This window comes from Neorhizobium sp. CSC1952 (assembly GCF_030378245.1).
In the GTDB taxonomy this organism is placed as follows: Bacteria; Pseudomonadota; Alphaproteobacteria; order Rhizobiales; family Rhizobiaceae; genus Neorhizobium; species Neorhizobium oryzae_A.
Genome location: NZ_CP128416.1, coordinates 4432836 through 4457584, shown reverse-complemented (window position 1 = coordinate 4457584; position 24749 = coordinate 4432836). Strand labels below are relative to the sequence as shown.

Annotated in this window: 28 protein-coding genes; 9 read left to right on the top strand and 19 right to left on the bottom strand. The window is 64.2% G+C overall.

Features of this window, described 5'->3' with window-relative positions; all coding sequences use genetic code 11:
* The first annotated feature begins 1 nt into the window (after position 1).
* Positions 2–394 carry a diacylglycerol kinase gene (locus QTA58_RS21535; protein WP_289670756.1) on the top strand — a complete coding sequence of 131 codons (393 nt, stop codon included), beginning with the start codon at positions 2–4 and terminating at the stop codon, positions 392–394.
* A gap of 283 nt (positions 395–677) precedes the next feature.
* Here the strand turns inward: QTA58_RS21535 and QTA58_RS21530 are convergent, their stop codons facing one another.
* Complete coding sequence (locus QTA58_RS21530; protein ID WP_085425088.1) at positions 678–908, bottom strand: hypothetical protein; 231 nt, start codon at positions 906–908, stop codon at positions 678–680.
* 58 nt (positions 909–966) lie between these two features.
* Entirely contained in the window at positions 967–2502 is a 1536-nt protein-coding gene (locus QTA58_RS21525) for a HAMP domain-containing sensor histidine kinase (RefSeq protein WP_085424289.1), read from the bottom strand.
* A gap of 120 nt (positions 2503–2622) precedes the next feature.
* On the opposite strand from QTA58_RS21525, the gene QTA58_RS21520 reads away from it, so the two are divergent.
* The 3 genes from QTA58_RS21520 to QTA58_RS21510 are packed head-to-tail and all read left to right on the top strand — an operon-like array spanning position 2623 to position 4389.
* Positions 2623–3189, top strand: a complete 567-nt coding sequence (locus QTA58_RS21520; protein WP_289670755.1) for a thermonuclease family protein — start codon at positions 2623–2625, stop codon at positions 3187–3189.
* Positions 3186–3851 carry a uracil-DNA glycosylase family protein gene (locus QTA58_RS21515; RefSeq protein WP_289670753.1) on the top strand — a complete coding sequence of 222 codons (666 nt, stop codon included), beginning with the start codon at positions 3186–3188 and terminating at the stop codon, positions 3849–3851. Before QTA58_RS21520 ends, QTA58_RS21515 begins: the two co-directional genes overlap by 4 nt.
* A 49-nt stretch (positions 3852–3900) precedes the next feature.
* Positions 3901–4389: an Lrp/AsnC family transcriptional regulator gene (locus QTA58_RS21510; RefSeq protein ID WP_085424292.1), complete on the top strand. Its 489-nt coding sequence runs from the start codon at positions 3901–3903 to the stop codon at positions 4387–4389.
* Between the two features lie 223 nt (positions 4390–4612).
* Here QTA58_RS21510 and QTA58_RS21505 read toward each other — a convergent pair whose 3' ends face one another.
* The 9 genes from QTA58_RS21505 to QTA58_RS21465 form a co-directional block, all read right to left on the bottom strand.
* Positions 4613–5302 carry a DNA alkylation repair protein gene (locus tag QTA58_RS21505; RefSeq protein ID WP_289670751.1) on the bottom strand — a complete coding sequence of 230 codons (690 nt, stop codon included), beginning with the start codon at positions 5300–5302 and terminating at the stop codon, positions 4613–4615.
* Complete coding sequence (locus tag QTA58_RS21500; RefSeq protein ID WP_289673266.1) at positions 5299–6366, bottom strand: NAD(P)-dependent oxidoreductase; 1068 nt, start codon at positions 6364–6366, stop codon at positions 5299–5301. The genes QTA58_RS21505 and QTA58_RS21500 overlap by 4 nt, the downstream gene beginning before the upstream one ends.
* Before the next feature lie 77 nt (positions 6367–6443).
* A complete protein-coding gene (locus QTA58_RS21495) occupies positions 6444–6854 on the bottom strand; it encodes a CopD family protein (protein ID WP_289670750.1) in 411 nt (136 codons plus the stop codon).
* 3 nt (positions 6855–6857) lie between these two features.
* Entirely contained in the window at positions 6858–7418 is a 561-nt protein-coding gene (locus tag QTA58_RS21490; RefSeq protein ID WP_289670749.1) for a DinB family protein, read from the bottom strand.
* A 23-nt stretch (positions 7419–7441) separates the two neighbouring features.
* Positions 7442–8260: a class I SAM-dependent methyltransferase gene (locus tag QTA58_RS21485; protein WP_289670747.1), complete on the bottom strand. Its 819-nt coding sequence runs from the start codon at positions 8258–8260 to the stop codon at positions 7442–7444.
* Positions 8261–8350: 90 nt separating this feature from the next.
* The gene (locus tag QTA58_RS21480) at positions 8351–8617 is read right to left on the bottom strand and encodes an usg protein (protein WP_143531760.1); all 267 of its coding nucleotides are present in this window, start codon (positions 8615–8617) and stop codon (positions 8351–8353) included.
* Between the two features lie 146 nt (positions 8618–8763).
* Positions 8764–9594 carry an ABC transporter permease gene (locus tag QTA58_RS21475; protein ID WP_289670746.1) on the bottom strand — a complete coding sequence of 277 codons (831 nt, stop codon included), beginning with the start codon at positions 9592–9594 and terminating at the stop codon, positions 8764–8766.
* On the bottom strand, positions 9591–10373 hold the full coding sequence (locus QTA58_RS21470; RefSeq protein ID WP_289670744.1) for an ABC transporter permease: 783 nt from the start codon (positions 10371–10373) through the stop codon (positions 9591–9593). Before QTA58_RS21470 ends, QTA58_RS21475 begins: the two co-directional genes overlap by 4 nt.
* 116 nt (positions 10374–10489) lie before the next feature.
* Entirely contained in the window at positions 10490–11269 is a 780-nt protein-coding gene (locus QTA58_RS21465) for an ABC transporter substrate-binding protein (protein ID WP_085424302.1), read from the bottom strand.
* Positions 11270–11597: 328 nt separating this feature from the next.
* Between QTA58_RS21465 and QTA58_RS21460 the strand changes: the two genes are divergently transcribed.
* A complete protein-coding gene (locus QTA58_RS21460; protein ID WP_289670742.1) occupies positions 11598–13895 on the top strand; it encodes an OmpA family protein in 2298 nt (765 codons plus the stop codon).
* Positions 13896–13945: 50 nt separating this feature from the next.
* Here QTA58_RS21460 and mobB read toward each other — a convergent pair whose 3' ends face one another.
* From mobB to QTA58_RS21440, 4 genes are read right to left on the bottom strand one after another with little or no spacing between them, the layout of a single operon-like run.
* Positions 13946–14461: a molybdopterin-guanine dinucleotide biosynthesis protein B gene (gene mobB, locus QTA58_RS21455; protein WP_289670741.1), complete on the bottom strand. Its 516-nt coding sequence runs from the start codon at positions 14459–14461 to the stop codon at positions 13946–13948.
* Positions 14458–15096 (bottom strand): molybdenum cofactor guanylyltransferase MobA, encoded by a 639-nt coding sequence (gene mobA / locus QTA58_RS21450; RefSeq protein WP_289670739.1) that lies wholly within the window; start codon positions 15094–15096, stop codon positions 14458–14460. Before mobA ends, mobB begins: the two co-directional genes overlap by 4 nt.
* Positions 15093–16322, bottom strand: coding sequence for a multidrug effflux MFS transporter (locus QTA58_RS21445; RefSeq protein WP_289670737.1), 1230 nt, complete (start codon positions 16320–16322; stop codon positions 15093–15095). Before QTA58_RS21445 ends, mobA begins: the two co-directional genes overlap by 4 nt.
* A 36-nt stretch (positions 16323–16358) precedes the next feature.
* Complete coding sequence (locus tag QTA58_RS21440) at positions 16359–17264, bottom strand: DMT family transporter (RefSeq protein ID WP_085424306.1); 906 nt, start codon at positions 17262–17264, stop codon at positions 16359–16361.
* A gap of 277 nt (positions 17265–17541) precedes the next feature.
* On the opposite strand from QTA58_RS21440, the gene QTA58_RS21435 reads away from it, so the two are divergent.
* On the top strand, positions 17542–20103 hold the full coding sequence (locus tag QTA58_RS21435; protein WP_289670736.1) for a HAMP domain-containing methyl-accepting chemotaxis protein: 2562 nt from the start codon (positions 17542–17544) through the stop codon (positions 20101–20103).
* A 4-nt stretch (positions 20104–20107) separates the two neighbouring features.
* Here the strand turns inward: QTA58_RS21435 and QTA58_RS21430 are convergent, their stop codons facing one another.
* Positions 20108–20989, bottom strand: a complete 882-nt coding sequence (locus tag QTA58_RS21430; RefSeq protein WP_289670734.1) for a LysR family transcriptional regulator — start codon at positions 20987–20989, stop codon at positions 20108–20110.
* Between the two features lie 165 nt (positions 20990–21154).
* Between QTA58_RS21430 and QTA58_RS21425 the strand changes: the two genes are divergently transcribed.
* On the top strand, positions 21155–21637 hold the full coding sequence (locus QTA58_RS21425; RefSeq protein ID WP_289670732.1) for a hypothetical protein: 483 nt from the start codon (positions 21155–21157) through the stop codon (positions 21635–21637).
* A gap of 90 nt (positions 21638–21727) precedes the next feature.
* A complete protein-coding gene (locus tag QTA58_RS21420; RefSeq protein ID WP_289670730.1) occupies positions 21728–22498 on the top strand; it encodes an SDR family oxidoreductase in 771 nt (256 codons plus the stop codon).
* Positions 22499–22539: 41 nt separating this feature from the next.
* On the opposite strand, the gene QTA58_RS21415 is transcribed toward QTA58_RS21420, so the two are convergent.
* The 3 genes from QTA58_RS21415 to moaA form a co-directional block, all read right to left on the bottom strand.
* Complete coding sequence (locus QTA58_RS21415; RefSeq protein ID WP_343233863.1) at positions 22540–22794, bottom strand: type II toxin-antitoxin system RelE/ParE family toxin; 255 nt, start codon at positions 22792–22794, stop codon at positions 22540–22542.
* Between the two features lie 26 nt (positions 22795–22820).
* On the bottom strand, positions 22821–23093 hold the full coding sequence (locus QTA58_RS21410) for a ribbon-helix-helix protein, CopG family (RefSeq protein ID WP_289670727.1): 273 nt from the start codon (positions 23091–23093) through the stop codon (positions 22821–22823).
* Between the two features lie 67 nt (positions 23094–23160).
* Positions 23161–24150 (bottom strand): GTP 3',8-cyclase MoaA, encoded by a 990-nt coding sequence (gene moaA, locus QTA58_RS21405; protein WP_289673264.1) that lies wholly within the window; start codon positions 24148–24150, stop codon positions 23161–23163.
* A 219-nt stretch (positions 24151–24369) separates the two neighbouring features.
* Between moaA and QTA58_RS21400 the strand changes: the two genes are divergently transcribed.
* Positions 24370–24729 carry a DUF971 domain-containing protein gene (locus QTA58_RS21400; protein ID WP_085424312.1) on the top strand — a complete coding sequence of 120 codons (360 nt, stop codon included), beginning with the start codon at positions 24370–24372 and terminating at the stop codon, positions 24727–24729.
* Positions 24730–24749: the final 20 nt, after the last annotated feature.

The following is a 24749-nucleotide window of genomic DNA, read 5'->3' as shown; positions in this document are numbered from 1 at the left end:
CATGGAAAAGACCCCGCTCGACAGCGATATCGAAAGGGCGAGCGGCATCCGCCGGATCATCGCCGCGACACGCTATTCGATGCAGGGGCTGGCGAGGCTGTGGCGGGAGGAGGCCTTCCGGCACGAGGTGATCGCCTTTGCGGCCGGGCTCGTCCTCTTCGTGATCGTCGGCGCCGGACCGGCCGACTACCTCGTCTATGTCATCCTGATGCTGGTGCTGTTCGGTGTGGAATCGCTGAATACGGCGATCGAGGAGCTTGTCGACCGCATCTCGCCGGAAATCTCCACCGTCGGCCGGCATGCGAAGGACCTGGGTTCTTTCGCGGTCTTCTGCCTGCTTTGCGCCAACGGGTTTTTCGCGCTTTATGTGGTGGCGAGAAGCGTTTGGCTGTAACTGGCTGAGACTCACCGGCCTTTGCGGGACGTATGACGGAACCGCTGGATTATGACTTCATCCGTGTGAATGCGATAATAGACAATGTAGGGATAAGGCTTGAGAAAGAAACGCCGCGTGTTCTTTTTCCCGGTGGCGACTCCGGCATACGGCCGTTCTTCCAGGAATGTCAGTATCTCCCGAAAGCGTTTAGCCACATTTCGGGCGCCATCCGGGGATCTCTCACCAATGTAGGAGATCGCGCTGTCGATTTCACGAAGTGCTTGAGCCGTATAACGGAGTTTCACAGGCCATACCTGGCCCACATTGCCCGAACTTCTTCTTCTGTGGCAATTTCTCCGCGTTCGATCTCCCGGTCGGCCTCATCGAGATCGGCCTCTTCCTCCGGTGTAAGCTGATAGACTTCGCCCCCATCGTCGCCGATCAATCTCAGAAGAATACCGGCAATCTCATCCTGCATTTCGGCAGGAAGTTCCTTAGCGGCTTCGATGGCGCGGTCGAGAAGTTTTGTCATGCGGGCATTATGCACGAATAAGTGCATCCGCAAAAGGTCCCGGCCGCGGTCGAGTCCCTCAGGCAAAACTCCGGCGGCGGCGCTCGACCGCCGGCGCGTCGGCGACGGCCGGAACGCTCTGCAGTACCCGGGTCGCCGGCAGGATGGCGATCGCTTCCGTGCCTTCGCGCAGCTTCGAGCGGAGGATGAACTGGCCGTCGTGCTTGGCGAGGATCGCCTGAACGATCGGAAGGCCAAGGCCGGTGCCCTGTTCGGCGCTCTTGATGGCGATCGAACCCTGGCCGAAGGCCGAAAGCACGACGGGGATTTCCTCCTCCGGAATGCCGGGACCATTGTCCTTGATCGCCACATACTGTCCGCCGCCGGCCGTCCAGCCGACCTTGACGGTGACTTCGCCGCCCTGCGGCGTGAACTTGACCGCATTGGAGAGCAGGTTCAGCAAGACCTGGCGGAGGGACTTCTCGTCCGCCCAGACCTGCGGCAGATGCTGTTCGAACTGTTCGCGGATGGCGATGTTCTTGCCGCTCGCGCGAAGCTGCACCATGCCGATGCAATCTTCCGCGACTTCCAGGAGCGACAGCGCCTCTTCGCTGAGGTCGTAGCGGCCGGCCTCGATGCGCGACAGGTCGAGGATCTCGTTGATCAGGTTGAGGAGATGCTGGCCGGATCGATGGATGTCGCCGGCATATTCCTTGTAGGTCGGGTTCGAAAGCGGTCCGAGCACTTCGGAATTCATCACCTCGGAAAAGCCGAGGATGGCGTTGAGCGGCGTGCGAAGCTCGTGCGACATGGAGGCGAGGAAGCGGGATTTGGCGAGGTTCGCTTCCTCGGCGCGGCGGCGCGCCTCGTCCGACATGGACTTTGCTACTTCCAGCTCGGCGATCAGGTCGTCCTTTTCCGACTGATAGGACATCAGCGTCAGGTTGGAGCGGTAGAGCCGGTCGGCGATATAGTGGAAGAAGACCACGGCGGTCGCGCACATGCCCGTCATGCCGATGTCGAGCGCATGCCGCGAAAGGACGGCGGTGGCAAGCAGCGCCGCGATCATCGGCAGGAAGCCGAAGAGCACGCCGAGGCGCAGCATGAAGCTGCTCATCGCCGTGATCGAGATCGCGAAGAGCAGCACCGCGCCCTTGTAGAAATAGTAGCCGTCGCCGGAGCAGGTGTCGCAGCTCTGGAGCGCGAAGATCGCCCAGCCGCAGCCGACCAGGACCTGTGCGACGAGCAGCCGCCTGCGCCATTTCCGGATGTCGATCGCGGCGATTTCCTTGCGGCTTGCGCGCCGCGCCAGGAGCACGTTGACCGCATGGAGGCTGAGCATCATCAGCGCCCAGCCGAAGAGGCTGGCATCCGGGTTCAGATAGACGCCGATCGCCGTCACCAGCACGATGAAGAGCGGCATGACGGATGCGCCCTGCAGCACGGCATTGACATGCATGGTCAGCATGTCGCGGTCGAAGAGGTCGTTGCCGTTGGCGCTGGATTGAAGCCGTTCCCGAGTCGCGCGAACGGTTTTCGACACAGCCTTGTTGCGATGGCTGCGCGATTTGTCCACGATGATCTTGTCGGTCGAGGTACTGACGCCGTTACTCATGGCCGCTGGATTGCTTACCCGGGTGTTGAGAGACTAGGGCCAAAACCTTAAGAGAGTCCTGCCGGGAAAGGTTTTGTTTGCCATTTCCCTGAAGTTTCCGTTTTCCAATAAGGCCGGATTGTGGCGCGTATATTCAGGTTCGTTCGAGACGGCGTCGTTCTGGTCGCTCTTCTCATCCTTCTGGTGCTGATCGCCGCGAAACTGGATCAGTCGGCCGACCGCGTGATCCGTGGTCCCTTCTATGCGATCGACGGCGATACGCTCTCGGCGGCCGGCGAGCGGTTGCGGCTCCTGGGGATCGACGCACCGGAGCTCGACCAGACCTGCAAGGACGGGCGCGGCGGGCGCTGGGAATGCGGAAAGGAATCGCGGCGGCTGCTGGCGCGCCTCACCGCCGACGCACGGACCGAATGCCTCGGCCGCGACCGCGATCGCTATCGCCGGCTTCTGGTGCGCTGCCACGCGGGCCCGGAAAACATCAATGCCGCCCTGGTGCGGCGCGGACTGGCGATCGCCTCCGGCCGTTACGCCGAGGAGCAGGTGGCGGCCCGGCGCGAGCGGCAGGGGCTCTGGGCGGGGGATTTCGAAAGCCCGCGCGACTGGCGCGCCAGCCGCGACATGACGGACGATCCGACCCCCCTGGACGCCTTCATGGACTGGGTGAGGGGAATGGTGAACCGGGAATGAGCGCGGACAGGTTTGCGGGCTGCGACGGGGAAATCGAAACGTTGAGGCAGGCGATCAAAGGCTGCCGCCTCTGTCGCGACGCGCCGGCGAAGGGCGAGGGCGACCGTTTGCCGCACGAGCCGCGGCCGGTGGCGGTGCTTTCGACGACCGCACGGGTGCTGATCGCCGGGCAGGCGCCGGGGCTGCGCGTCCATGAAAGCGGCCTGCCCTTCAACGACGCCTCCGGCAATCGCCTGCGCGACTGGATGGCCGTCTCCCGCGAGGAATTCTACGATCCCGGCCGGTGCGCGATCGTGCCGATGGGCTTCTGTTTTCCGGGTTATGACGACAAGGGCGGCGACCTGCCGCCGAGGAAGGAATGCGCGCCGCTCTGGCGTGCCAGGGCGCTCGCCGCCATGCCGCAGATCGAGCTGATCCTGGCCGTCGGCGGTTACGCGCATGCCTGGCATCTGGGAAGCCGCCGCAAAAAGGGCATGACGGAAACCGTCGTGAACTGGCGCGAATATTTTTTCGTCAATCAGGGGCCGCGCGTTCTCGTGCTGCCGCATCCGAGCTGGCGCAATACCGGCTGGCTCAGGAAGAATCCCTGGTTCAAGGCGGATGTGCTGCCGGTGCTGCGCCAGAATGTGGATAGCTTGATCCGGGGAACAAATTTCGGTTAACTCCTATGAATTACGTGTATAACGAAAAATCATTTCGAAAGGGACGTTAATGGACCGCCTTGACCGCAAAATCCTGCGCATACTGCAGGAAGACTCCACTCTCGCCGTCGCGGATCTCGCGAAGAAGGTGGGCCTGTCCACCACGCCCTGCTGGCGGCGCATCCAGAAGATGGAAGAGGACGGCGTCATCCGCCGCCGGGTGGCGCTGCTCGATCCGGGCAAGGTCAATACCAAGGTCACGGTTTTCGTCTCGATCCGCACCGCCAGCCACTCGATCGAATGGCTGAAGCGCTTCTCGGAAGTGGTGGTGGATTTCCCGGAAGTCGTGGAGTTCTACCGCATGAGCGGCGACGTGGATTATCTCCTGCGCGTCGTCGTGCCCGATATCGGCGCCTATGACGCCTTCTACAAGCGGCTGATCGCCAAGATCGAGATCCGCGATGTTTCCTCGGCCTTTGCGATGGAGCAGATCAAATACACGACGGAACTGCCGCTCGACTACATGGTGCTCGACAACCAGAAGTCGGGAGAGGAGTAAGTTAACGTAGATTTCGTCCAATTACCCACTATATTGAGCTTAACGAAGCCATCGTCATTTATGACAACAGCAGCTCTGATGGATATCGCGAATTACTGGAAATCGAAGACGGCCGGATTGTTGCCAATGGTTTGAACAGCCATGAACGGTTCGACCGCCGCATCGCTTCCTGCGTTTCGGCCAGCCTGAACATTCCGCTTGAAAGCGTTCTGTCCGCAGGCAGCTAGCCCTTCAGCCGCGCCAGAATCTTTTCGCTCGAAAGCTCTTTCGCCGCGTCCTTGCCGATCCAGCGGGCGGTCCTGTCGACCGAGGCCGCGAGCTTTTCCGACAGGTCGAGGGCAGGGGCATGGCAGGTGCGGTTGCGCTTGCCGATATTGCGGAGCGCCCAGTTGACCGCCTTTTTCACGAAATTGCGCGGATCGGCGGAATGGGTCTCGATCAGCGGCAGACAGGCGATGAAGGTCGCATCCGGTTCCTGTTTTCGATGAACCGCCGCGCCGGCGATCATCGCGAACGCGGTGCGGCGGACGAACTCCCGCTCGTCCGCGGCGAATTCGGCGATCAGCTCCTTCCAGAAGGGTGCCGCCGTGAAGAGGTCGGCGGCTGTATCGACGATTTCCCAGGAGGCGAAATCCTCCGCCCAGCCGCGCGCTTCGGCCGGCGTCAGAGCGCCAGGATCGGCGGTATAGATGGCGAGCATGCGCGCCTCGCGGACGCCGCTGCGCCAGAGATCGAGTGCCCGGCCATGATCGCGCTTCACGAGACGCGCGATCTTCTGCATATCCGGATTGGAAATGCCGAGCGCCGTTTCGGTGGCGATGCCGAAGCGGGCCATGCCGGCAACATTTTCCTCCGAGCGCAGCGTCTCGAGATGCGCGACGATCTCCGCGGCGCCGGAGGAAGGGCCGATCATTTTTTGTCGAGCCTTGCGAGCAGCGAGGACGTGTCCCAGCGATTGCCGCCCATTGCCTGCACGTCGCCGTAGAACTGGTCGACGAGCGCGGTGAGCGGCAGTTTTGCGCCGTTGCGGCGGGCTTCCGTGAGCACGATGTCGAGATCCTTGCGCATCCAGTCGACCGCGAAGCCGAAATCGTATTTGCCGGCATTCATGGTCTTGTAGCGGTTCTCCATCTGCCATGAGCCGGCCGCCCCCTTGGAGATGACTTCGATCACGTTCTCGATGTCGAGGCCGGACTGCTTGCCGAAATGGATCGCTTCCGCAAGCCCCTGGACGACGCCGGCGATGCAGATTTGGTTCATCATCTTGGTGAGCTGGCCGGCGCCTGCCGGACCCATGAGGCCGACCATGCGCGCATAGGCGTCGATGACGGGCCTGGCCCTTTCGAAGGTCGCCGGATCGCCGCCGCACATGACGGTGAGCACGCCGTTTTCCGCGCCGGCCTGGCCGCCGGAGACCGGAGCATCGATGAAGCCGATACCCTTCGCTTTTGCGGCGGCTTCGAGCTCGCGCGCGACTTCGGCGCTGGCGGTCGTGTTGTCGATCAGGATCGAGCCGGGTTTCATGCCGGCGAGCACGCCGGTGTCGGCGATCGTCACCGAGCGCAGGTCGTCGTCATTGCCGACGCAGGTGAAGACGAATTCGGCGTCCTTCGCGGCCTCCGCGGGCGTGGCGCCGGTCTGGCCGCTATATTTCTTCGCCCATTCCGCAGCTTTGGAGGCGGTGCGGTTGTAGACGGTGACGTCGTGGCCGCCCTTTTCCCTAAGATGTCCCGCCATCGGGAAACCCATGACCCCAAGACCGATGAATGCCACCTTCGCCATGCTGAACCTCCTGAATTTTGCAGGCGAAGGATTAGAGCAAAGCGGCCGGCGGGAAAAGTCGGATCGGGCGAAAAGCGCAGATTTCGTTCGGGTGGCCGGCGAACCGTTCCCGGATCGCTTCCCGGTCCGGGGGGAACGTGGCCATGCGCAGCATGCGCGTGCCCCCCCGGTCCGACTGGATTTCGAACGCCGGATCCGCGTCCGCGCAGGAGGTCGGGCGCAGGGCGAGGCGATCGGTTCTGATCACGGTGCGGGAAGGAGGCATGGCTTGATCAGAACGGCTTGATGACCGCAAGTGCGACAATCAGCACGACGGAGACGAGAATGATCGGCATGCCGGCGCGGACGAAAGCCGGCGGATCGAGCTTCGGATCGGCCTGCATGCGGCGCATCCAGCTTTGCTGCATGCCGTGCAGGGCCGAGAGGAGAATAACGAGCAGCAGTTTGGCGTGCAGCCAGCCGTCCGAGAAGCCGACATAGCCGAAGATGAGCCAGAGGCCGAAGATCCAGGCGCCGGCGAGTGCCGCGGTGGTGACCGTGCGGTCGTATTTCCTGAGCGCCGCGATCACGCCCACGCGGATCGCCGGCGGCACCATGCCGATGACGAAGGCGTTGATCAGCATGCCGCCGATCAACAGGAAGTCGGAAAGGACATGCAGGGCCTTGATGACGAAATAAAGCATAAATCAACTCCAGATCATGGCTTCGCCGAAACCGAGTTCGGCAAAATCCTGTTTGCGCAACGCCTGTTCGGCCGGATCGGCGGGAAAGAATTCGTCGAGCTGCGGCGGCGGGACGGACGTTCCCGACAGCATGGCATGGACCTGGCCGCGATGATGGATCTGGTGCTGGAAGAGGTGGAGAAGCACGCGGTCGGCGGTTTCCACCTGCACGTGGGTTTCGCGCGGAATGCGGACTTCCCCGGCCAGCGTTTCGGCATCCAAGCCGCGACAGTGATCGATGAGGCGCCGGTCGGCCGCACGCTGCTCGCGCTCCAGGTCGGCGAAAACGGGGAAGGGGATTTCCGGATCGAAGGCTGCAGCGCCCATGCAATCGCCTTCGAGCGCGGTGATGTAGAGCCAGTCGACGGTCAGGATATGGTTCAGCGTATGGATGATCGACGGAAAGAAGCTGACGCGCGGTGCGGCAAGCTCCGCCGGCGAAAGCCGGCCGCAGGCCTTGAGAAGCCGGTGGTTGGCCCAGGCATTGTTATAGGCCTGGGCGAGCAGATAGCGCTGCGGGGTCATCGAATCCTCCGTTGGGAGGAGGTTTAGCCTTTCAGCCGCGCGATGACCAGATGGCCGGGGCTCGGGCGGCCGTCCTGCATGCGCACGTTGATCTCGGAGATTTCGAGAATTTCGAAACCGGTATCGGCAAGCCGGCTGCGGATATAGGCTTCCGAATGGATGAAGCGCTGGTGCGGGCCGACCATATACAGCCGGCCGTCGTCGCCGGAGAGCGTCTCCGACGAAAAGACGAAGATGCCGCCGGGCACCATGTTCTCCGCCGCGCCGAAGAAAAGCGGCTCGAGCGCGCCGAGATAGGGCAGCACGTCGGTCGCGGTGACGAGGTCGAAGGGATCGTCGTCATTGTCTTCGAGAAAATCCTCGGCTTCCGCTACGTAAAGCGTCTCGTAAAGATCTTTTTCGTGAGCGATTTCAATCATGTTTTCGGAGATGTCGATTCCGGTTATATCGTCCGCCATGTCGCGCAGCGTGCCGCCGGTAAGGCCCGTGCCGCATCCGAGGTCGAGCATGCGCCTGAAGGGACCGAGCTGCAGCGCCTGCAGGCGCTGGCGCACCATGACCGGCACCGCATAGCCGAGCTGTTCGACGAGGATGTCCTCGAAACTTTCCGCATGCTGGTCGAAGAGGGTCTCGACATAGGCGTCCGGCGCCTTGGGCGGCGTTTCGCCGCGGCCGAGCGCTGCGATGCGGACGGCAGCACCGCCGTGATCCTCGGGATCGATCGCCAGCACCTCTTCATAGGCCTTCACGGCGGCGTCTATGTCGCCCGCCTTTTCCAGCGCCAGCGCGCGGTTATAGGCCTCGGCCAGCGCTTCCTCGTCGATCTTCTTCATCGCCTGCATCCTTCGTTTCGCAGGCGGCTTTAAGCCCAAGGGCCGCATTTGGCAATCGCCGCGGCGCGGAACGTCGTCCTGCGAACGAAGGCGGGCGGATCAGTGCAGGATGATCTCGCCCTTCACCGCACGCCATTCGCCGGCCGAGATCAGCTTGCGATGGACATAGCGGACGGAATGCAGCGGGCCATCGAGCTTTTCCTGCCAGAATTTCAGAAACCCCTTCATCTCGGGGAAATCCGGGGCGAGGTCGTAATCCTGCCAGACATAGCTCTGCAGCAGCAACGGGTGGTCGGGCAGGCGGTAGAAGATCTGGGCCGTGGTGAGGCCATAGCCTTTCAGCATCATTTCCATGTCAGACATCAGCAGTTCCCATTCGTTGTTCGAGTTGACGTCGTTGCGTCACCTCGATATGGGAGCATGCCATGCTTAACGGAAGCTTTACAATTGCCCTGTAGAGGCATATTCTCTAATTTTTTCAGTGTGTTAGCAGCGTAAGCAAACGAGTGCTGCTACCGCTTCAGGTGCCGGGTCAGCCGGGCTTCCAGGAAGGCCCAGACGTGCCTCAGCGTTTCGACGATGGCGAGATAGAAGATCGCCGCCCAGAGATAGGTCTGGTAATCGAAGGTGCGCGAGAAGGCGTAGCGCGTCTCGCCCATCAGGTCGTAGACCGTGACGATGGCGACGACCGCCGATCCCTTCATCATCAGCACGATCTCGTTGCCGTAGGGGCGAAGGGCGACGATCAGCGCCTGCGGCAGGATGATCTTGCGAAAGGCGACGTGTTTCGGGAGGCCGAGGGCCGCGGCGCCTTCATGCTGGCCGCGCGGCACGCTTTCGATGGCGCCGCGCAGGATCTCCGCCTGATAGGCGGCGGTGTTGAGCACGAACGAGAACAGGCCGCAATACCAGGCATCGCGGAAGAACCACCAGAGGCCGACGGCTTCGAGCTGCGGCCGGAAACTGCCGAGCCCGTAATAGATCAGGAAGAGCTGGGCCAATAGCGGCGTGCTGCGGAAGAGATAGACATACGCGTAGGCGATGCCGTTGAGGATCCGGTTGCTCGACATGCGCGCGAAAGCGATCGGCACCGACAGGAGAGCGCCGAACACGACGGCAAGGCCGACGAGCGAGATCGTGACCCAGAGGCCGGAGAGATAGCGCGGGCCGTAGCGCAGGAATTTGTCCTGGTCCCAACCGTCGATGACCATGGCGGCCAGCGCGATCGCCAGAAGAACCCACAGGGCAAGGACGGCGATGCCGGCGATCCTTGCGCCGGTGATGGTGCGTCGGGCGGCGACCGGCGCCGGGCGCGGCGGAATGAGCTCGTTCACGGCGGTCATCGGCGTGCCTCCGAGCGCCTGGCCCAGCGTTCGACGAAGCCGAGCCCGAAGGACGAGATCATCGCGAGAACCAGATAGAGCAGGCAGGCGATGCCATAGAAGAAGAACGCCTCCTTGCTGACGCGCGCCGCGATGCCGGTCTGGCGCAGGATATCGGCAAGGCCGATGACCGAGACATAGGACGTGTCCTTGAGCAGGATCAGCCAGAGGTTGGTGAGACCGGGCAGGGCGATGCGGATGAGCTGCGGCAGGATGACGAGCCGCATGGTGCGCCAGCGGTGAAGGCCGAGCGAATCCCCCGCCTCGTATTGGCCCCGGGGGATCGCCCTGAAGGCGGACAGCAGCACCTCGGACGAATAGGAGGAGAAGACGACGGCGAGCGCCGCCATGCCCGCAAGAAAGGCGTTGATCTCGATCCGCCCTTCGTAGCCGAACCAGGCCAGCACCGACTGGATGAGGATCTGCAGGCCGTAATAGACGATGAAGAGGGTGAGGAGCTCCGGCAGGCCGCGGAAGATCGTGGTGTAGATGCCGGCCGCGAGCCTCAGCAGCTTCTCCTCCGATTGCGCGGCGAGCGCGATCAGGAAACCGATGACGAGCCCGACGGGAAGCGTGGCGAGCGCCAGCGAGATGGTGACCTTGACGCCGAAGGCGATCTCGTCGCCCCAGCCGGTTTCGCCGCAGGAAACGAGCGTTCCGGAGCCGATGAGCGTAAAAAGGCCGACAGGACCGCAAAGCGGATCGAGTGCTGTGAAGAGGGCGGAAAAGAATCCGCTCATAAGGTCGTTTTCCCCTGCGGCTTATGCCGTGCCGCCGATGTTATGTCGGTCTCATTAAAAAGAAAAACGGCGGAAGGGCAAGCCTTCCGCCGGGCCGTGGCGAACATCCGGCGCAATCAGTCTCCGTAGACGTCGAAATCGAAATACTTGTCGTTGATTTCCTTGTACTTGCCGTTGGCGCGGATCGCCGCGATCGCGTCGTTGAACTTCGCGACCAGCGCCGACTCGCCTTTGCGGATGGCGATCCCGAGGCCCGGACCGTAGATATCGACATCGCCGGGCAGCGTGCCGAGGATCTTGCAGCAGGAGCCCGCATCCGACTTCACCCATTCCGACAGCACGACGACGTCGTCGATGGCGGCGTCGATGCGGCCGTTGGCGATGTCGAGCTTGTATTCGTCGGCGGTCGGGTAAAGCTTCAGCTCGGAATCCGGCATGTGCTTCTCGGCATAGTTCGCATGCGTGGTGGAGCCCTGCGCGCCGATCGTCTTGCCCTTGAGGGCCTCCGGCGTGGCTTCCGTGATGGGAGAGTCCTTCGGCACGGCGATCGCTGCCGGCGTGTTGTAGTATTTATTGGTGAAGTCGACCTGTTCCAGGCGCTCCGGCGTGATCGACATCGAGGCGACGATCGCGTCGAACTTCTTCGACTGCAGCGCCGGGATCATGCCGTCCCAATCGTTGGTGACGAAGGTGCAGGTGACCTTCATTTCTTCGCAGAGCGCCTTGGCGATATCGACGTCGAAGCCGGTGAGCTCGCCGTTGGCCTCGAGGTTGTTGAACGGCGGATAGGCGCCTTCCGTGCCGATCACGAGCTTTTCCTGGGCTGCGGCCGAACCGGCGAAGAGCGACAATGCCGCAATCGAGGCGGCGGCAAGGAGACGGGCGGAGATGTTCATGATGATCCTCTCTGTTGGCGACCCCTGCGGCGTGTTGGTTTTTTCTCGCCCATGGGGAAGAGGGGCGCTGCCGCCCCATTACGGATTTATAGATACCGGCCGGGCGAAATTGCAACGGCATTTTACGTGCACGTCTGTGCTGCCTGAACCGCCGATGGGCCGGCCATGAAACATGAACGATGCATTCACGCGCGGTTCAGGTGGGCGGCCACACCCTCCGAGGGAACCATTTCGGCCGAATAAAGTTCAGCCGGCGCGTAAGTCCGCCTCCCGTTGGGCAATAAAGGACGCGCACGAAAGGGATGACACCCGTGAAGAGGAAATATCCATGTCCAGGAATTTCAGACTGTTCGCCAGCGTCGCAGCGCCGCTCGTTTCGCTGCCGCTGATGATTCAGCCGGCCAGCGCCACCCCGCCGAAGCCCGCCCTCGAGGCGGGCGGGATGCCGGGTCTCGTTCAGGTTCAGCAACAGCTCATCCTGCCGGACGGCCAGGGAGGCGAAGGCGAGGGGCGTGAGCGTCGTCCCCGCCGCGAGCAGGGCGAAGGTCAGGAACAAGGCGGTGGCGAACGTCAACAGCGCCGCCAGCAAGCCGACCAGGATCAGGGTGGCGGCGAGCGCCAGCAGCGCCGCCAGCAGGCGGATCAGGGTGAGGGCGGTGGTGAGCGTCCGCAACGCCGTCAGCAGCAGGCAGATCAGGGTGAGGGAGGCGCCGAGCGTCTGCTTCGCCGCCAGCAGGCGGATCAGGGTGAGGGCGGTGGTGAGCGTCAGCAGCGCCGCCAGCAGCAGGCAGATCAGGATCAGGGTGGCGGCGAGCGTCAGCAGCGTCGCCAGCAGCAGGCCGATCAGGGTGAGGGAGGCGCCGAGCGTCTGCTTCGCCGCCAGCAGGCGGATCAGGATCAGGGTGGTGGCGAGCGCGAGCAGCGTCGTGAACGCCAGCGCGAGCAGGCCGCTCCCGAGGCGGAGCAGCCCGCCACCCGCGAGGCGGAGCGCCCGCGTGATGCCGCCCCGGAAGACAACGAGCGCCAGCAGCGCCGCAATGCCCAGGAACGCCGCGAGGCACCGACGGAAAACCAGGCCGAGACGCCGACACCCCGGCCGCGCGCGACCGACCGCGCCGCAACGCCGGAAACCGCTCCGGAATCGCCCGCTCGCCGCAATGCCGAAGGTGAACAGAGAAGCCGGGATACCGGCACGGCTCAGGACGACCGCAGGCGGCAGCCGCCGGCCGAAGGCCGTGCGACGCAGGAGGGCGAACGCCAGGGCGAAGAGCCCCGCAGGCGGACGACCGAGGGCCAGGAGCCGCAGCCGGTTCCGGGACAGCCGGCACGCGAGCAGGCGACCGAGGGTCGGCCTTCACGTGAGCAGCAGACCCGGGAACAGGCTCGTCCGCCGCGCACGCCCGAAGAAGTCGAACGCGCCCGCGAGATCGCCCGCGATCCGGCTTCGGCCCGGGAGGGCGAACAGGTCGTGCTGCCGGTCGAGAATGGCGCCGCCGTGCTCGACAGCGCCAAGGAGGAGCCGTCGGTCCGTCTGTCCGGCGACCGGGAGCGTCCGCGCCGCCAGCAGAGGGAGCAGGTCGAGCAGCAGCCGGCCGAGCGTCCGCGATCCGATGCGGAGGCCCAGGCGAACACCCGGCTCAGCCGCGAACAGCAGGAGCAGGTTCGCGCTATGATCGACGAACGCGGCGAACGGCTGGACGGGCGTCCGCAATTCGACCGGCCGCGCGGCTGGGAGTTCCGCGAAGAGGTCCGCCGCGACAGGGATCGCGAGCGCGACCGTGACGGCGCCCGCACCATCATCTCGATCGACAACCAGACTTTCGTGCGTCACGACGACAGCCGCCGCTTCTATGTCGACGGCCGGGAGCCGGAATATGAGCGCCTGCGCGACGGCCGGGTCCGCGAGGTCATCGTGCGCGACGACGGTACGCGGGTCGTCACCGTCCGCAACCGTTACGGCGAGATCGTCCAGCGCTCGCGCATCGTGGATGGCGGCGACGAATACGTCCTCTATTATGCGCCGGAGCTGATGGATGAGCGCCGCGACCGCGACTATGTCTGGCGCGATCCCGGCGCCGACCTGCCGCCGATGCGCCTCAGCGTGCCGGTCGAGGACTATATCATCGACACGTCGAGCGAGCCGGACCGGGATTACTACGAATTCCTGGAGCAGCCGCCGGTCGAGCGGGTCGAGCGCGTCTATTCGCTGGACGAAGTGCGGTATTCCGCCCGCATCCGTGACAAGGTGCCGCGCATCGACCTCGATACGATCACCTTCGAGACCGGCAGTGCGGAAATCCCGATGGACCAGGCAAAGTCGCTGCGCAAGGTGGCCGAGGCGATCAACAAGGTTCTGGACGACGACCCCTCCGAGACCTTCCTGATCGAAGGCCATACGGACGCGGTGGGCTCGGACGAGGACAACTTGATCCTGTCCGACGAAAGGGCGGAATCGGTCGCCCGCGTGCTGACGGACGCCTTCGACGTTCCCCCGGAAAACCTCGCGACGCAGGGCTATGGCGAACGTTACCTCAAGGTCCGCACGGACGGGCCGGAACAGGAGAACCGCCGCGTCACCGTGCGCCGCATCACGCCGCTGGTGAAGCCGGTCGCCTCGAACCAGTAACTTGTTGCGAGCCACCGAAAAGACAGCCGCCGGAGCGATCCGGCGGCTTTTTACGTCTTGGAAAGCCCCGTCACCTTCTCGATGAAATCGGCGATTGCCGCCGTGTCGTCGAGGTTGAAGACCGGGAGCGCCGTATCCGTCACCGGATGGTCGGCGGCGATGGCGACGATATGCGGATCGTTCGGTGCGAGCGGCTCGCGGCTTCTGGCGTCGAGGCGCCGGGTCTCGATCTTCGGGACGGGCTCCCGCTTGTAGCCCTCGATGAGCACGAGGTCGCAAGGGTGAAGGCGGGCGAGGATGTCGGCAAGGCGCGGTTCCTGCTCGCCGCGCAGCTCGTGCATGATGGCGAAGCGCGTGTCGGAGACGATCGCCACTTCGCTTGCGCCGGCTTGCCGGTGGCGGAAGGAATCGGCGCCCGGCTTGTCGATGTCGAAATCGTGGTGGGCGTGCTTGATGGTGGATATCCGGTAGCCGCGGCGGGTGAGCTCGGCGACGAGCTCTACCGTCAGGCCCGTCTTGCCGGAATTCTTCCAGCCTGAAATGCCGAAGACGCGGGGAAGGCTCATGCGAGTTCCTCCGCAAAGCGGCGCGCCTCTTCAAGCTCTTCCGGCGTGTTGATGTTGAAGAAGGGATCGAGCGGCCCGCGGGACGTGCCGATCGTCGGGAATTCCACCGTCACCGTGCGGTGACGCCGAAGGAAGGCGGTGATGCGCCGGTTGTCGGGATCGGCAAGCCAGGCTTCGAGATCGTCGGCGATCGAGACCGGCCAGAGGCCGAAGACGGGGTGGTTGCGCCCCTCCGACGCGGCGATGACGATCGTGTCCGGATCGGCCGTCCCGGCCCGAAGGCGGGCGACGAGATCGGCCGGCAGGAAGGGGCTGTCGGAGGGGACGGTGAGAAGGCGGCTGGCGGCGGTGCCGCGGTCCTGCATGTCGCGCAGGCCCGAGAGCACGCCGGCAAGCGGGCCGGCCTGGCCGCCGAGCCGGTCGGGCAGGAGAGGCAGGCCGAGCGGATTTGAAAAGTCTTCCGGCGCATTGAGCGTAATGGCGCAAACCTGGGGCGAGAGCCGCCGCACGATATGGCCGAGAATGGTGTCGCCGCCGATCGTGAGGAACGCCTTCGCCGTTCCCATGCGGCTCGACTTGCCGCCGGCAAGGATCAGGCCGGGAGGGAGCCCAGGAGGGAGCACGGCGCCGATCATCCGTCGATGTCCCGGGTTGCGATCGCGCCTTCGCGGCGGTCGATCTGTCGGACATATTCGGTGGCGGCGAGCGCCAGCAGCGTGGAAATGCCCATCACGACGAGCAGCGGCATGGCGCCGCCTTCCTCCTTCAGCACCGCTGCCGCCAGCGTCGACATGGCTGCGCCGCCGCCCACCGTGATCGCGCCGCCGAGGCCGGAGGCGGAGCCCGCGAGATGCGGCCGCACGCTGACGATGCCGGCATTCGAGCTCGGCAGCGTGAGGCCGTTGCCCACACCGGTCAGCGCCAGCGGCGCGAAGAAGGCGGTCGCCGACACCACGTCGCCGAGAAGGATGGCGGTGGTGACGGCGACGCCGATCAGGCTGACGATGCTGCCCGAGAGCATCATGGTCATGGTGCCGAAGCGGCGGGTATACCGGCCCGAGATGAAATTGCCGACCATATAGCCCGCGGCGATCAGGAAGAACTGCATGCCGAGCATGGTCGGTGTCAGATGATAGATGGCCGTGCCGACGAAGGGCGCGCCGCCGAGAAAGGCGAAGAAGACGCCGGAGGAAAAGGTCGAGGTGAGCGTATAGCCCCAGAAGCGGCGGGATTGGAAAAGCTCGGGCCAGCTTTTGAATTGCGCGGTAAAGCTCGCCGCCGGCGCGCGGTTCGTCTCGCCGAGATCGGCGGAGACCAGCATCAGGGCGAAAAGGCCCAGTCCCAGGATGAGGGCGAAATTCGCCTCCCAGCCGAACAGGTCGTTGAGCGTGCCGCCGACGGTCGGCGCGATCATCGGCACCAGCGACATGCCCATGGTGACATAGGCGATCATCGAGGCGGCGCCTTCCATCGGCACCGTGTCGCGGATGATGGCGCGCGGCAGCACGAAGCCCGCGACGACCGCCGTCTGCAGGAGCCGTCCGAACATGAAGACGGTGACGTTGGGTGCCGTGATGCAGATCACCGTGCCGACGAGCAGGATGAGGATGCTGCCGATCATCACCCTGCGGCGTCCGAAGATGTCCGAGAGAGGCCCCAGCACGAGCTGCAGCAGGGCCGTGCCGGCGATATAGCCGGAGACGGCGAGCTGCATCACGGCATAATCGGTGCCGAAATGGACCGCCATGGCGGACAGCGAGGGCAGGAAGACGTTGAGCGAAAGGGCTGCAAGTCCGGCACAGACCACCAGCGTCATGATATGGGGCGGGGTCCGTCTGTCGAGAAACCGGATCTGCTGCACGTCTTATTCCTTTCTGCTCTGCCTTGCGACGTTTCGTCAGGCCGGCGGAGCGGCACTTGCCTTCTCGATCGTGGCGCCCTGCCGCTTGCGTTCGCGATAGAAGGTATAGAGACCGGAACCGATGACGATGGCAGCACCTGTGAGCATATAGGCGTTGGGGCGTTCGCCGAACAGCAAGACGGCGATCGCCAGCGCCCAGAGCAGGCCGGTGTAGCGGAAGGGCGCGATGAAGGAGATTTCGCCAAGGCGCATGGATTTGATGACCGCCTGATATCCGCCGAAGACCAGGACCGCGGCGAGCGCCAGATGGCCGAGCGCTTCGGGGCTGACCGGCTGCCAGCCGCCCATCGGGACGATGAGGGCCGCCCCGACGAGGGTGTTGGTCAGCGAGGTGAACAGCGTCACGGTCAGCGTCGGGATGTCGGCGGTGATCCGCCTTGTCGTCAGATCGCGGCTTGCCGTGAAGAAACAGGTGGCAACGGCGAACAGCGCGGCAGGCGTAAAACCTTCCGGCCCCGGACGGATGATGAGCAGCACGCCGACGAAGCCGACGGCGATCGCCGCCCAGCGCCGCCAGCCGACCGGCTCGCCCAGGAAAAGTGCAGCGCCTAACGTGACGGCAAGCGGGAGCGACTGCATGATCGAGGAGGCGGCCGCGAATTCGATATGGGCGAGCGCGGAAAGGAAGGTGAGGGTGGCGCCGATCTCGAAGGCGGTGCGCAGCAGCACCAGCGGATGCATGACGGCCTTGAGAGACAGCGTCACGCCGAGATAGCGCGCGACGCCATAGATGAGGACGGTCGCCATGACGCCGCGCACCGCCATGATCTGCGCGATGCCGAGCTCGGAGGTGACGGATTTGACCAGAGCATCGTTGCAGGTGAAAGCCGCCATGGCGAGCGACATGAAGAGCGCGCCCCGCGAATTTTCCGACGATGCCATTCCCGATTCCTCCGGTACCGGAGGTCTCTTAAAGCAACGGCTTACGTACCGCCAGTGCGATTGCGACAGGGACGGTACGCTCTTGGGTAGAGGTGAACGGAAGTCTAATGCGATAGAGTGTAGGAAAGCGAATTGTCAGGGTGTCGAATTAACCCTTGTTCAACCGAAATTGGAGACTGTTGGCGCAATCATTCCCGCATGAGGCTGGAATCGTGCCGTTGCCGTTTCGCGAATGCCGCTGACGCGAAGCCGGTACCTGATTGCAGTTGGGGGAAAAATGTCTTTCATCGATCGTCTTCTTCAAAGCCGCCGGATCGTCACAAAGGTTCTGCTTTTCGTCGTGCCGCTGGTCCTGCTGATCGCCGGCGTCGGCCTTGCCGGCTACTACACGGCGAGCATGCTGAACGGTCACATGACCGTGACGCGCGCGACGATCGAGAACATCGGCGATTTCGAGAATCTCCAGTCCGTTCTCCAGGAGTTCGCCAGCAAGCCCGACGATGCCTCCCTTGCCGCCCTCAGAGAGGGGATCGACCGGCAGGAAAACGGCGTGGAGGTGCTCGAAGGCCTGCTCGTGACCGACGGCGACAGGGAGCGCATCGCCGTCGTGACCGGTCTTGCGCCGAAGCTGCGGGCCGATACGGATGCCCTCTGGGCGATCAAGCAGAGGCGGGACGATAACGCCAAGGCTCTGGATTACAACGTCGACGACATCCGCGTCATCGCGACGGGGGTGGCGGATCAGGTCGCCAATGTCCGCAAGCAGTTCGACGGGAAGGAGAAATTCGCCAAGGGCATGGTGCTGGAAGCCTATGCCTACAAGGCGATCGCCGAGCAGATCGGCGAGCTTCGCAATTCCGTCCGCGAGACGGGCACGGATGACGGCGCGATCAGCACGGCGGACATGTATCTCGGCATTCTCGCCAAGACGTTCGAAGAGGTGCAGTCCTTCCTGACGCCGAACGGTGCCAAGCAGCTGAAGCCCATCCGCGATGCGATCGACGGCATGGGCGATCTCATCAAGAGCGATCGGCCCGTTTCGGAAAAAGCGCAGGCGATCCGCCTTGCGGCGAGTGCCTTCATGAAACATCAGTCCGAGATGGAGGCCGAGGTCGCCAACAAGGCGGGCAATGCCGCCTCGCGTTTCGCCAGCATCGAAGGGGAGGTCGCGAGCCTTCGCACGCTCCTCGACCGCAGCGCCGAGTCGCTGCGTCTGATCGATGCCATGCAGCTTTATATCGAGCGCCTGCGCGCCACCCAGACGGAAGAGGCCCGCAAGATCGTCCTCGACGTCATGGCCCAGTTGAACACGGCAAGCGCCGAGGTCTCCGAGCTCGCGCGCAATCCGGCCATGCGTGAATTCGGGCCCATGCTGCAGCCGCGGCTGAAGTCGATCGAGGAGGATACGGCCAGGCTTCTGTCGATTGCCGAAGAGTGGAAGACGGCCCGCGCCACCGCGACCGGAACCCTGACGGCCGGCATGGCCGGCCTCAAGAACTTCGTCGCCCAGGCCCAGGAGGTCGGCAAGGAAGACAGCGAGCGCTCGGCCCAGCTCTCGATCGTTGCCATGGTGGTCGGCACGCTGCTCGCCGTCGTCGGTGGCCTGATGCTGGTCGAAACGCTGCGCGGCCCGCTGCGCCGTGTCACCGAAGTAATGAAGCGGCTTGCCGCCGGCGACCTCGAAGTCAAGATCGAGGGCCGCGAGCGGGGCGACGAGATCGGCGACATGGTCCGTTCCGTCACCGTCTTCCGCGATGCGGCACTGGAGAATGTCCGTCTGGAGGAAGAGGCTGCCGCAGCGCGCGAGCTTTCCAACGCGGAGTCCGAGCGCCGTGCCGCGGAACGTGCCCGCATCGCCGCCGAACAGCGCCAGGCGCTCACCGCTCTCTCCGACGTGCTCGGCAAGCTCGCCGAGGGCGATCTGGAGCGCAGCATGGACGAGAACCTTCCGGAAGACTTCGTCGAGATGGCACGCACCTACAACCAGGCCGTCGAGGCGCTCCGGGCGACGCTGGCCGACGTCCGCTCCACGGCAGACGAGATCGACGGCGGCACCGGCAATCTCGCCTCGTCCGCCGACGATCTTGCCCGCCGCACCGAACAGCAGGCCGCGGCGCTGGAAGAGAGCTCGCGGGCGCTCCGGCATCTGAGCGATATCGTCCGCTCGACCGCCGAAAGCGCCAAGCAGACTTCGGTCTCGGTCAACGAGACAGAGGAATTCGCCGTCCGTTCCGGCGAGGTCGTGTCCCGCGCGGTCGACGCCATGGGCGAGATCAGCCGCTCCTCCGACAAGATCGCGACGATCATCGGCGTGATCGACGAGATCGCCTTCCAGACCAACCTTCTGGCACTCAATGCCGGCGTCGAGGCGGCGCGTGCGGGCGAGGCGGGACGCGGTTTTGCGGTCGTCGCCCAGGAAGTGCGCGAACTGGCGCAGCGCTGCGCCGGTGCGGCCCGCGAGATCAAGGGGCTCATCTCCGCAAGCTCGACCCAGGTCAGCAACGGCGTGCAGCTTGTCGAGGAGACCGGTACGGCGCTGACCGAGATCATCGGCCACATCACCGACGTCCGCAAGCTGGTCGCCCAGATTTCGGCCGCGACCGGCGAGCAGTCGACCGGCATCAACGAGGTGACCAAGGCCGTTCAGGAAGTGGAGCTCATCACCCAGCGCAACGCCGCCATGGTCGAGGAGAACAACGCCGAAATCCACGGCCTGCGCAAGCGTGTGGAAATGCTGTCGGAGAAGATCGAGCGGTTCAAGACGCGCGATCCGGGCACGAATTTCCATGCCGGCGCCTATGAACGGCGTGCGGACATGCTGCGCAGCGACGCAGCCTGAGATTTCAAGGGATCAGAGCGGCGACCGTTTCGAGGAAACGTTGCCCGCTTGCCGGCAGCTCCGGTTTCAACCAGGACGCCGCCATCGGCAACGATGGCGGCGTCGGCGTGACGGAACGGTAGCTGACGCCGGGCCGGGGATGGTGCGACAGGCCCGCGGTGACGAAACCCATGCCGACGCCCGCTGCGACAAGCCCGACGAGCGTCGTCATCGGCGTCATTTCCTGGACGATGCGCGGGCTGATGCCCTCTTCCTGAAAGAGGGCGATGAAGCGGTCGTGGATGCTGGGTCCGACGCTGCGCGGAGCAATCAGCAATGGCTCGCCGGCAAGATCGGCAATCCGGATTTCGGCCCGGGAGGCGAGCGGATGGCTGGAGGGCAGGGCGAGCACGAACGGCTCGTCCGGTAGTTCGCGGACGGCAAGATGCGGATTGGCGAGCGGCGGATGCAGGATGGCGAGATCGATCGCGCCCATCGTCAGAGCCGTTTCGAGCGACGGTGAATTCATTTCGGAAAGCTCGACGTCCACGCCGGGATATCGCCGGCGATAGGCCTGCACGGCCTCCGGCAGGACGCCGTAGAAGGCGATCGCGGTGAAGCCGAGCCGCAGCCGGCCGGCCTCGCCCCGCATTGCCCTGAGAGCCTGTTCCTTGGCCGCATCGGCATTCTCGATCGCCCGCCGCGCCGGTTCGAGAAACGCCTTGCCGGCAGGCGTCAGGGCGACGCTGCGCCGGTCCCGGACAAAGAGGTCCGTGCCGATCTCGAATTCCAGGGCACGGATACGCTGGCTGAGCGAAGGCTGGGTGAGATGCAGCCGTTCGGCCGCCCGGCGGAAATGCAGCTCTTCCGCGACGGCGACGAAACACGCCATGGACCGGATATCCATCGGAACTCCTGATAAAGATCACCTATCACAGATCGTGAAATTCCAATTGGAACCTGATCAGGGTGATCCTTATCTTCTTTCGAAGCAAGTATTTTTGTTCTTCCAAGATCGACGAAAGGGCAGGAAACAGTGCCGAAATCCGACGGTCGTTTGGTGGAGCGGTGCATGGTCGCGTCATTGGCGATCATTGCCCTGATCTCCGGGGCGATGGCTGCTTACGCGGTCGCCGCGGACAATCACAGCGGCGGGTTCACGCGTTACGCCCGGGTCGACCGGCCGGATGGGACCTATCGCAACATGCTGGTCGACGACGTCTCGCTTGCGGCACTGCGCCAAGGCAAGCCGGCGGAGACGATGACGATCCTGATGGAGAGCTTTTCCGGCGGCAGCCTGACGTCCGTCTTCGTCAAGCGCCGCGAGGAGGGCCGCTGGACCTATGGTTCGGTCAGGCCCGGCGAAGACCTCAAGGCCTTCCGGCCCGGCCCCTCATGCGCCACCTGCCATCGGGCCGCCGGCGCCGGCGACGGCACGTTCACCCGGCCGATGCTGGAGGGGTTCGTGAAGACCGGATCGGTCCGGCAGACTTTCTGCGACCGGTCGGGCCGCTCGCCCTGCAGCCCGGATGTCTATCGGCAGACGTCGCGCTGATCCGCGAAAGGCAGGAAACGGGTGGCCGGCAGCACCCCGATCTGGAATTTGGATCCCGCACTTGATGAAAACAGCAAAGCGGAGACATCCATGAGTATCCTCGAAGGAAAGATCGCAATCGTCACCGGTGCGAGCGCCGGCATCGGCCGGGCTGCGGCGAAGCTTTTCGCCGGCGAGGGCGCAAGCCTGGTGGTCACGGCAAGACGGGCCGAACTGCTCGGCACGCTGGTCGAGGAGATCGAGGCCAGCGGAGGCAAGGCCACGGCGCTTGCGGGAGACATTCGCGGCGAGGACCTGCATCGGCGGCTGGTGGAAACGGCGGTGGAACGTTTCGGCGGTCTCGACATCGCCTTCAACAATGCCGGCGGCACTGTCGCCTACGGACCGGTGACCGAAACTTCCGCGGACGACTGGCGCGCCACGCTGGAGCTCAACCTCACCAGCGGGTTCCTTGCCGCGAAATACCAGGCGCCGGCGATGATTGACCGCGGCGGCGGATCGATCGTCTTCACGTCCACCTTCGTCGGACATAGCGCCGGCATGCCGGGCATGGGCGCCTATGCGGCCGCCAAAGCCGGGCTCACGGGCCTGGTGCAGGTGCTGGCGGCGGAACTCGGAGCGCACAGGATAAGGGTCAACGCCCTGCTGCCGGGCGGGGTCGACACGGACGCCAATCCGATCAATTTTCCGGGCGCGCTTCCCGAGACGATCGGCTTCATCCATGGGCTGCACGCGCTGAAACGTGTTGCCCAGCCCGAGGAAATCGCCAAAGCCGCGCTGTTTCTGGGTTCGGACATGGCGAGCTTCGTGACGGGTTCCTCGATGCTCGCCGACGGCGGCGTCTCGATCAGCCGGACGTGAGAAACGCGGCGCGGAGCAGGTTGCGATCGGCTCTGCGCCGCCTAATAGCGGACTTCCCTCTGATGGCGGAAGGCCAGAACATAGACGGCGTCACCGTCAGGTTCATAGCGATAGAGGGCGATATAGCCGGACGCCCCGAAGGGGATGAGCAGTTCACGCAGTTCGGCATTATGCTGAAAGGGCCGGCCGATTTCCGGCGACGTTTCCAAAAGTGCAAACTGTCGGCTTATCGCGTCCGAAGCGCGGCGAGAGACCTGCACGCCGGCCTTCTTCAGGAAAGTCCGGCAGCGTTCGATCCCGAGTATCGCGCCACGGGTGACGATTACTTGTGGCACTCAGGCGCTTCCGTTTCAGCCTCGGTGCCCCATGTCTTCATCCAGGCGCGAAGCTCATCTCCGGTGAGATGGAGCCCGGTCTCCTTGTAGTCTTCCCAGGAAGCGAGCGCCTCCTGCTTGAAGTTCTCGCGGGCTTCCTCTCGTTCGACATATTGTTCGATGGCTTCACGCATGAGGCCCTGCGTGGATTGCTGCCGCGAGACGGCGAGCTTCTGGACCCGGCCTTCGAGATCGTCGTCGATTTTGAGTGACGTCGCCATGGGCGCCTTCGCGATGGTTTTATCCTGTGAGCAAGGCTACCAAAGAGCGGCCAAGCCGTCCACAGCCTCAACCGCCGGTGACGCTCATGTGGCGGGCGACGGCCGGCTTCTTGTGTGTGCGGTCGATGATGAAGTCGTGGCCCTTCGGCTTGCGGCCGATCGCCTCGTCGATCGCAGCAGAGAGGTAGTCGTCGCTCTCCGAGGCGCGGAGCGCCGTGCGCAGGTCGGCCGCATCGTTCTGGCCGAGGCACATATAGAGGGTCCCGGTGCAGGTGAGCCGCACGCGGTTGCAGCTTTCGCAGAAATTATGGGTCATCGGCGTGATGAAGCCGAGCCGTCCGCCGGTCTCCTTCACCTCGACGTATCGGGCCGGGCCGCCGGTCTTGTAGGGAATGTCCGCGAGCGTGAACTGCTGTTCGAGATCGGCCCGGAGCTCGGAGAGCGGCAGGTATTGATCGGTGCGGTCCTCGTCGATCTCGCCCATCGGCATGGTCTCGATCACCGTCAGGTCCATGCCGCGCCCATGCGCAAAACGGATCATCTCGGGGATTTCGAACCGGTTGAAGTCCTTGAGCGCCACCGCATTGAGCTTGACCTTGAGGCCCGCCTTCCGGGCGGCCTCGACGCCTTCCATGACCTTGTGGAAATCGCCCCAGCGGGTGATCGTCTTGAACTTTTCGGGATCGAGCGTGTCGAGCGAGACGTTGATGCGCCGCACGCCGCAGTCGTAAAGCTCGTCTGCGTAACGGGCGAGCTGGGAGCCGTTGGTCGTCAGCGTCAGCTCGTCGAGCGCGCCGGACTGGACATGGCGGCCGAGTTCGCGCACCAGGAACATGATGTTCTTGCGCACCAGCGGCTCACCGCCCGTCAGGCGCAGCTTGCGGACACCCTTGGCGATGAAGGCGGAACAGAGCCGGTTCAGCTCTTCGAGCGTGAGCAGGTCCTTCTTCGGCAGAAACGTCATGTTTTCCGCCATGCAGTAGGTGCAGCGGAAATCGCAGCGGTCGGTTACCGAGACGCGCAGATAGGTGACCGCACGGCCGAACGGATCGATCATCGGCGCCTTCCCGGCGATGACTGGCGCTGCGCCTCCGATCGGTCCTGCGAAACTGTTCACGCGATAATCTCCCTTACCCCACAGGTGGGGACTTCGAGCCTCTGCTTCAAGTGTATGACAATCGGCCCCATGAGAACAGGGGCGAGCGCAAAACAGCTTGCGGCGGAGCGGACGAACTCATAATCCTCCGGCAGGTACATGACAATCGGGAGCTCCACCATGAGCGAGATCTGGCCGACCGAACTCAGGGTTTCGAAAGACCGCCGCACGCTCAGCGTCACGTTCAACGACGGCCGCACCTTTCCGGTGCCCGCCGAGACGATGCGGGTTCTTTCTCCCTCGGCGGAAGTGCAGGGCCATGGCCCGGGCCAGAAGGTGACGGTGCCGGGCAAGCGGAACGTCACGATCGCGGCGATCACGCCGACCGGGAATTACGCGGTCCGCATCGCCTTCGACGACGGCCATGACAGCGGCATCTTCACCTGGTCCTATCTGCGCGAGCTCGGGGAGGATGGGGCGGCCCTGTTTGCGGATTACGAGCGCGAGCTTGCCGAAAAGGGCCTGAGCCGCGATGCTTAGGCCGGGAAACGATCCAGGAG

Bases quoted from the DNA above. Each gene is read 5' to 3' on its own strand.
- QTA58_RS21535 (WP_289670756.1), top strand. From the start codon at position 2: ATGGAAAAGACCCCGCTCGACAGCGATATCGAAAGGGCGAGCGGCATC.
- QTA58_RS21530 (WP_085425088.1), bottom strand. From the start codon at position 908: ATGACAAAACTTCTCGACCGCGCCATCGAAGCCGCTAAGGAACTTCCT.
- QTA58_RS21525 (WP_085424289.1), bottom strand. From the start codon at position 2,502: ATGAGTAACGGCGTCAGTACCTCGACCGACAAGATCATCGTGGACAAA.
- QTA58_RS21515 (WP_289670753.1), top strand. From the start codon at position 3,186: ATGAGCGCGGACAGGTTTGCGGGCTGCGACGGGGAAATCGAAACGTTG.
- QTA58_RS21510 (WP_085424292.1), top strand. From the start codon at position 3,901: ATGGACCGCCTTGACCGCAAAATCCTGCGCATACTGCAGGAAGACTCC.
- QTA58_RS21505 (WP_289670751.1), bottom strand. From the start codon at position 5,302: ATGATCGGCCCTTCCTCCGGCGCCGCGGAGATCGTCGCGCATCTCGAG.
- QTA58_RS21495 (WP_289670750.1), bottom strand. From the start codon at position 6,854: ATGCTTTATTTCGTCATCAAGGCCCTGCATGTCCTTTCCGACTTCCTG.
- QTA58_RS21490 (WP_289670749.1), bottom strand. From the start codon at position 7,418: ATGACCCCGCAGCGCTATCTGCTCGCCCAGGCCTATAACAATGCCTGG.
- QTA58_RS21485 (WP_289670747.1), bottom strand. From the start codon at position 8,260: ATGCAGGCGATGAAGAAGATCGACGAGGAAGCGCTGGCCGAGGCCTAT.
- QTA58_RS21475 (WP_289670746.1), bottom strand. From the start codon at position 9,594: ATGACCGCCGTGAACGAGCTCATTCCGCCGCGCCCGGCGCCGGTCGCC.
- QTA58_RS21470 (WP_289670744.1), bottom strand. From the start codon at position 10,373: ATGAGCGGATTCTTTTCCGCCCTCTTCACAGCACTCGATCCGCTTTGC.
- QTA58_RS21465 (WP_085424302.1), bottom strand. From the start codon at position 11,269: ATGAACATCTCCGCCCGTCTCCTTGCCGCCGCCTCGATTGCGGCATTG.
- QTA58_RS21460 (WP_289670742.1), top strand. From the start codon at position 11,598: ATGTCCAGGAATTTCAGACTGTTCGCCAGCGTCGCAGCGCCGCTCGTT.
- mobB (WP_289670741.1), bottom strand. From the start codon at position 14,461: ATGAGCCTTCCCCGCGTCTTCGGCATTTCAGGCTGGAAGAATTCCGGC.
- mobA (WP_289670739.1), bottom strand. From the start codon at position 15,096: ATGATCGGCGCCGTGCTCCCTCCTGGGCTCCCTCCCGGCCTGATCCTT.
- QTA58_RS21440 (WP_085424306.1), bottom strand. From the start codon at position 17,264: ATGGCATCGTCGGAAAATTCGCGGGGCGCGCTCTTCATGTCGCTCGCC.
- QTA58_RS21435 (WP_289670736.1), top strand. From the start codon at position 17,542: ATGTCTTTCATCGATCGTCTTCTTCAAAGCCGCCGGATCGTCACAAAG.
- QTA58_RS21430 (WP_289670734.1), bottom strand. From the start codon at position 20,989: ATGGATATCCGGTCCATGGCGTGTTTCGTCGCCGTCGCGGAAGAGCTG.
- QTA58_RS21425 (WP_289670732.1), top strand. From the start codon at position 21,155: ATGGTCGCGTCATTGGCGATCATTGCCCTGATCTCCGGGGCGATGGCT.
- QTA58_RS21420 (WP_289670730.1), top strand. From the start codon at position 21,728: ATGAGTATCCTCGAAGGAAAGATCGCAATCGTCACCGGTGCGAGCGCC.
- QTA58_RS21410 (WP_289670727.1), bottom strand. From the start codon at position 23,093: ATGGCGACGTCACTCAAAATCGACGACGATCTCGAAGGCCGGGTCCAG.
- moaA (WP_289673264.1), bottom strand. From the start codon at position 24,150: ATGATCGATCCGTTCGGCCGTGCGGTCACCTATCTGCGCGTCTCGGTA.
- QTA58_RS21400 (WP_085424312.1), top strand. From the start codon at position 24,370: ATGAGCGAGATCTGGCCGACCGAACTCAGGGTTTCGAAAGACCGCCGC.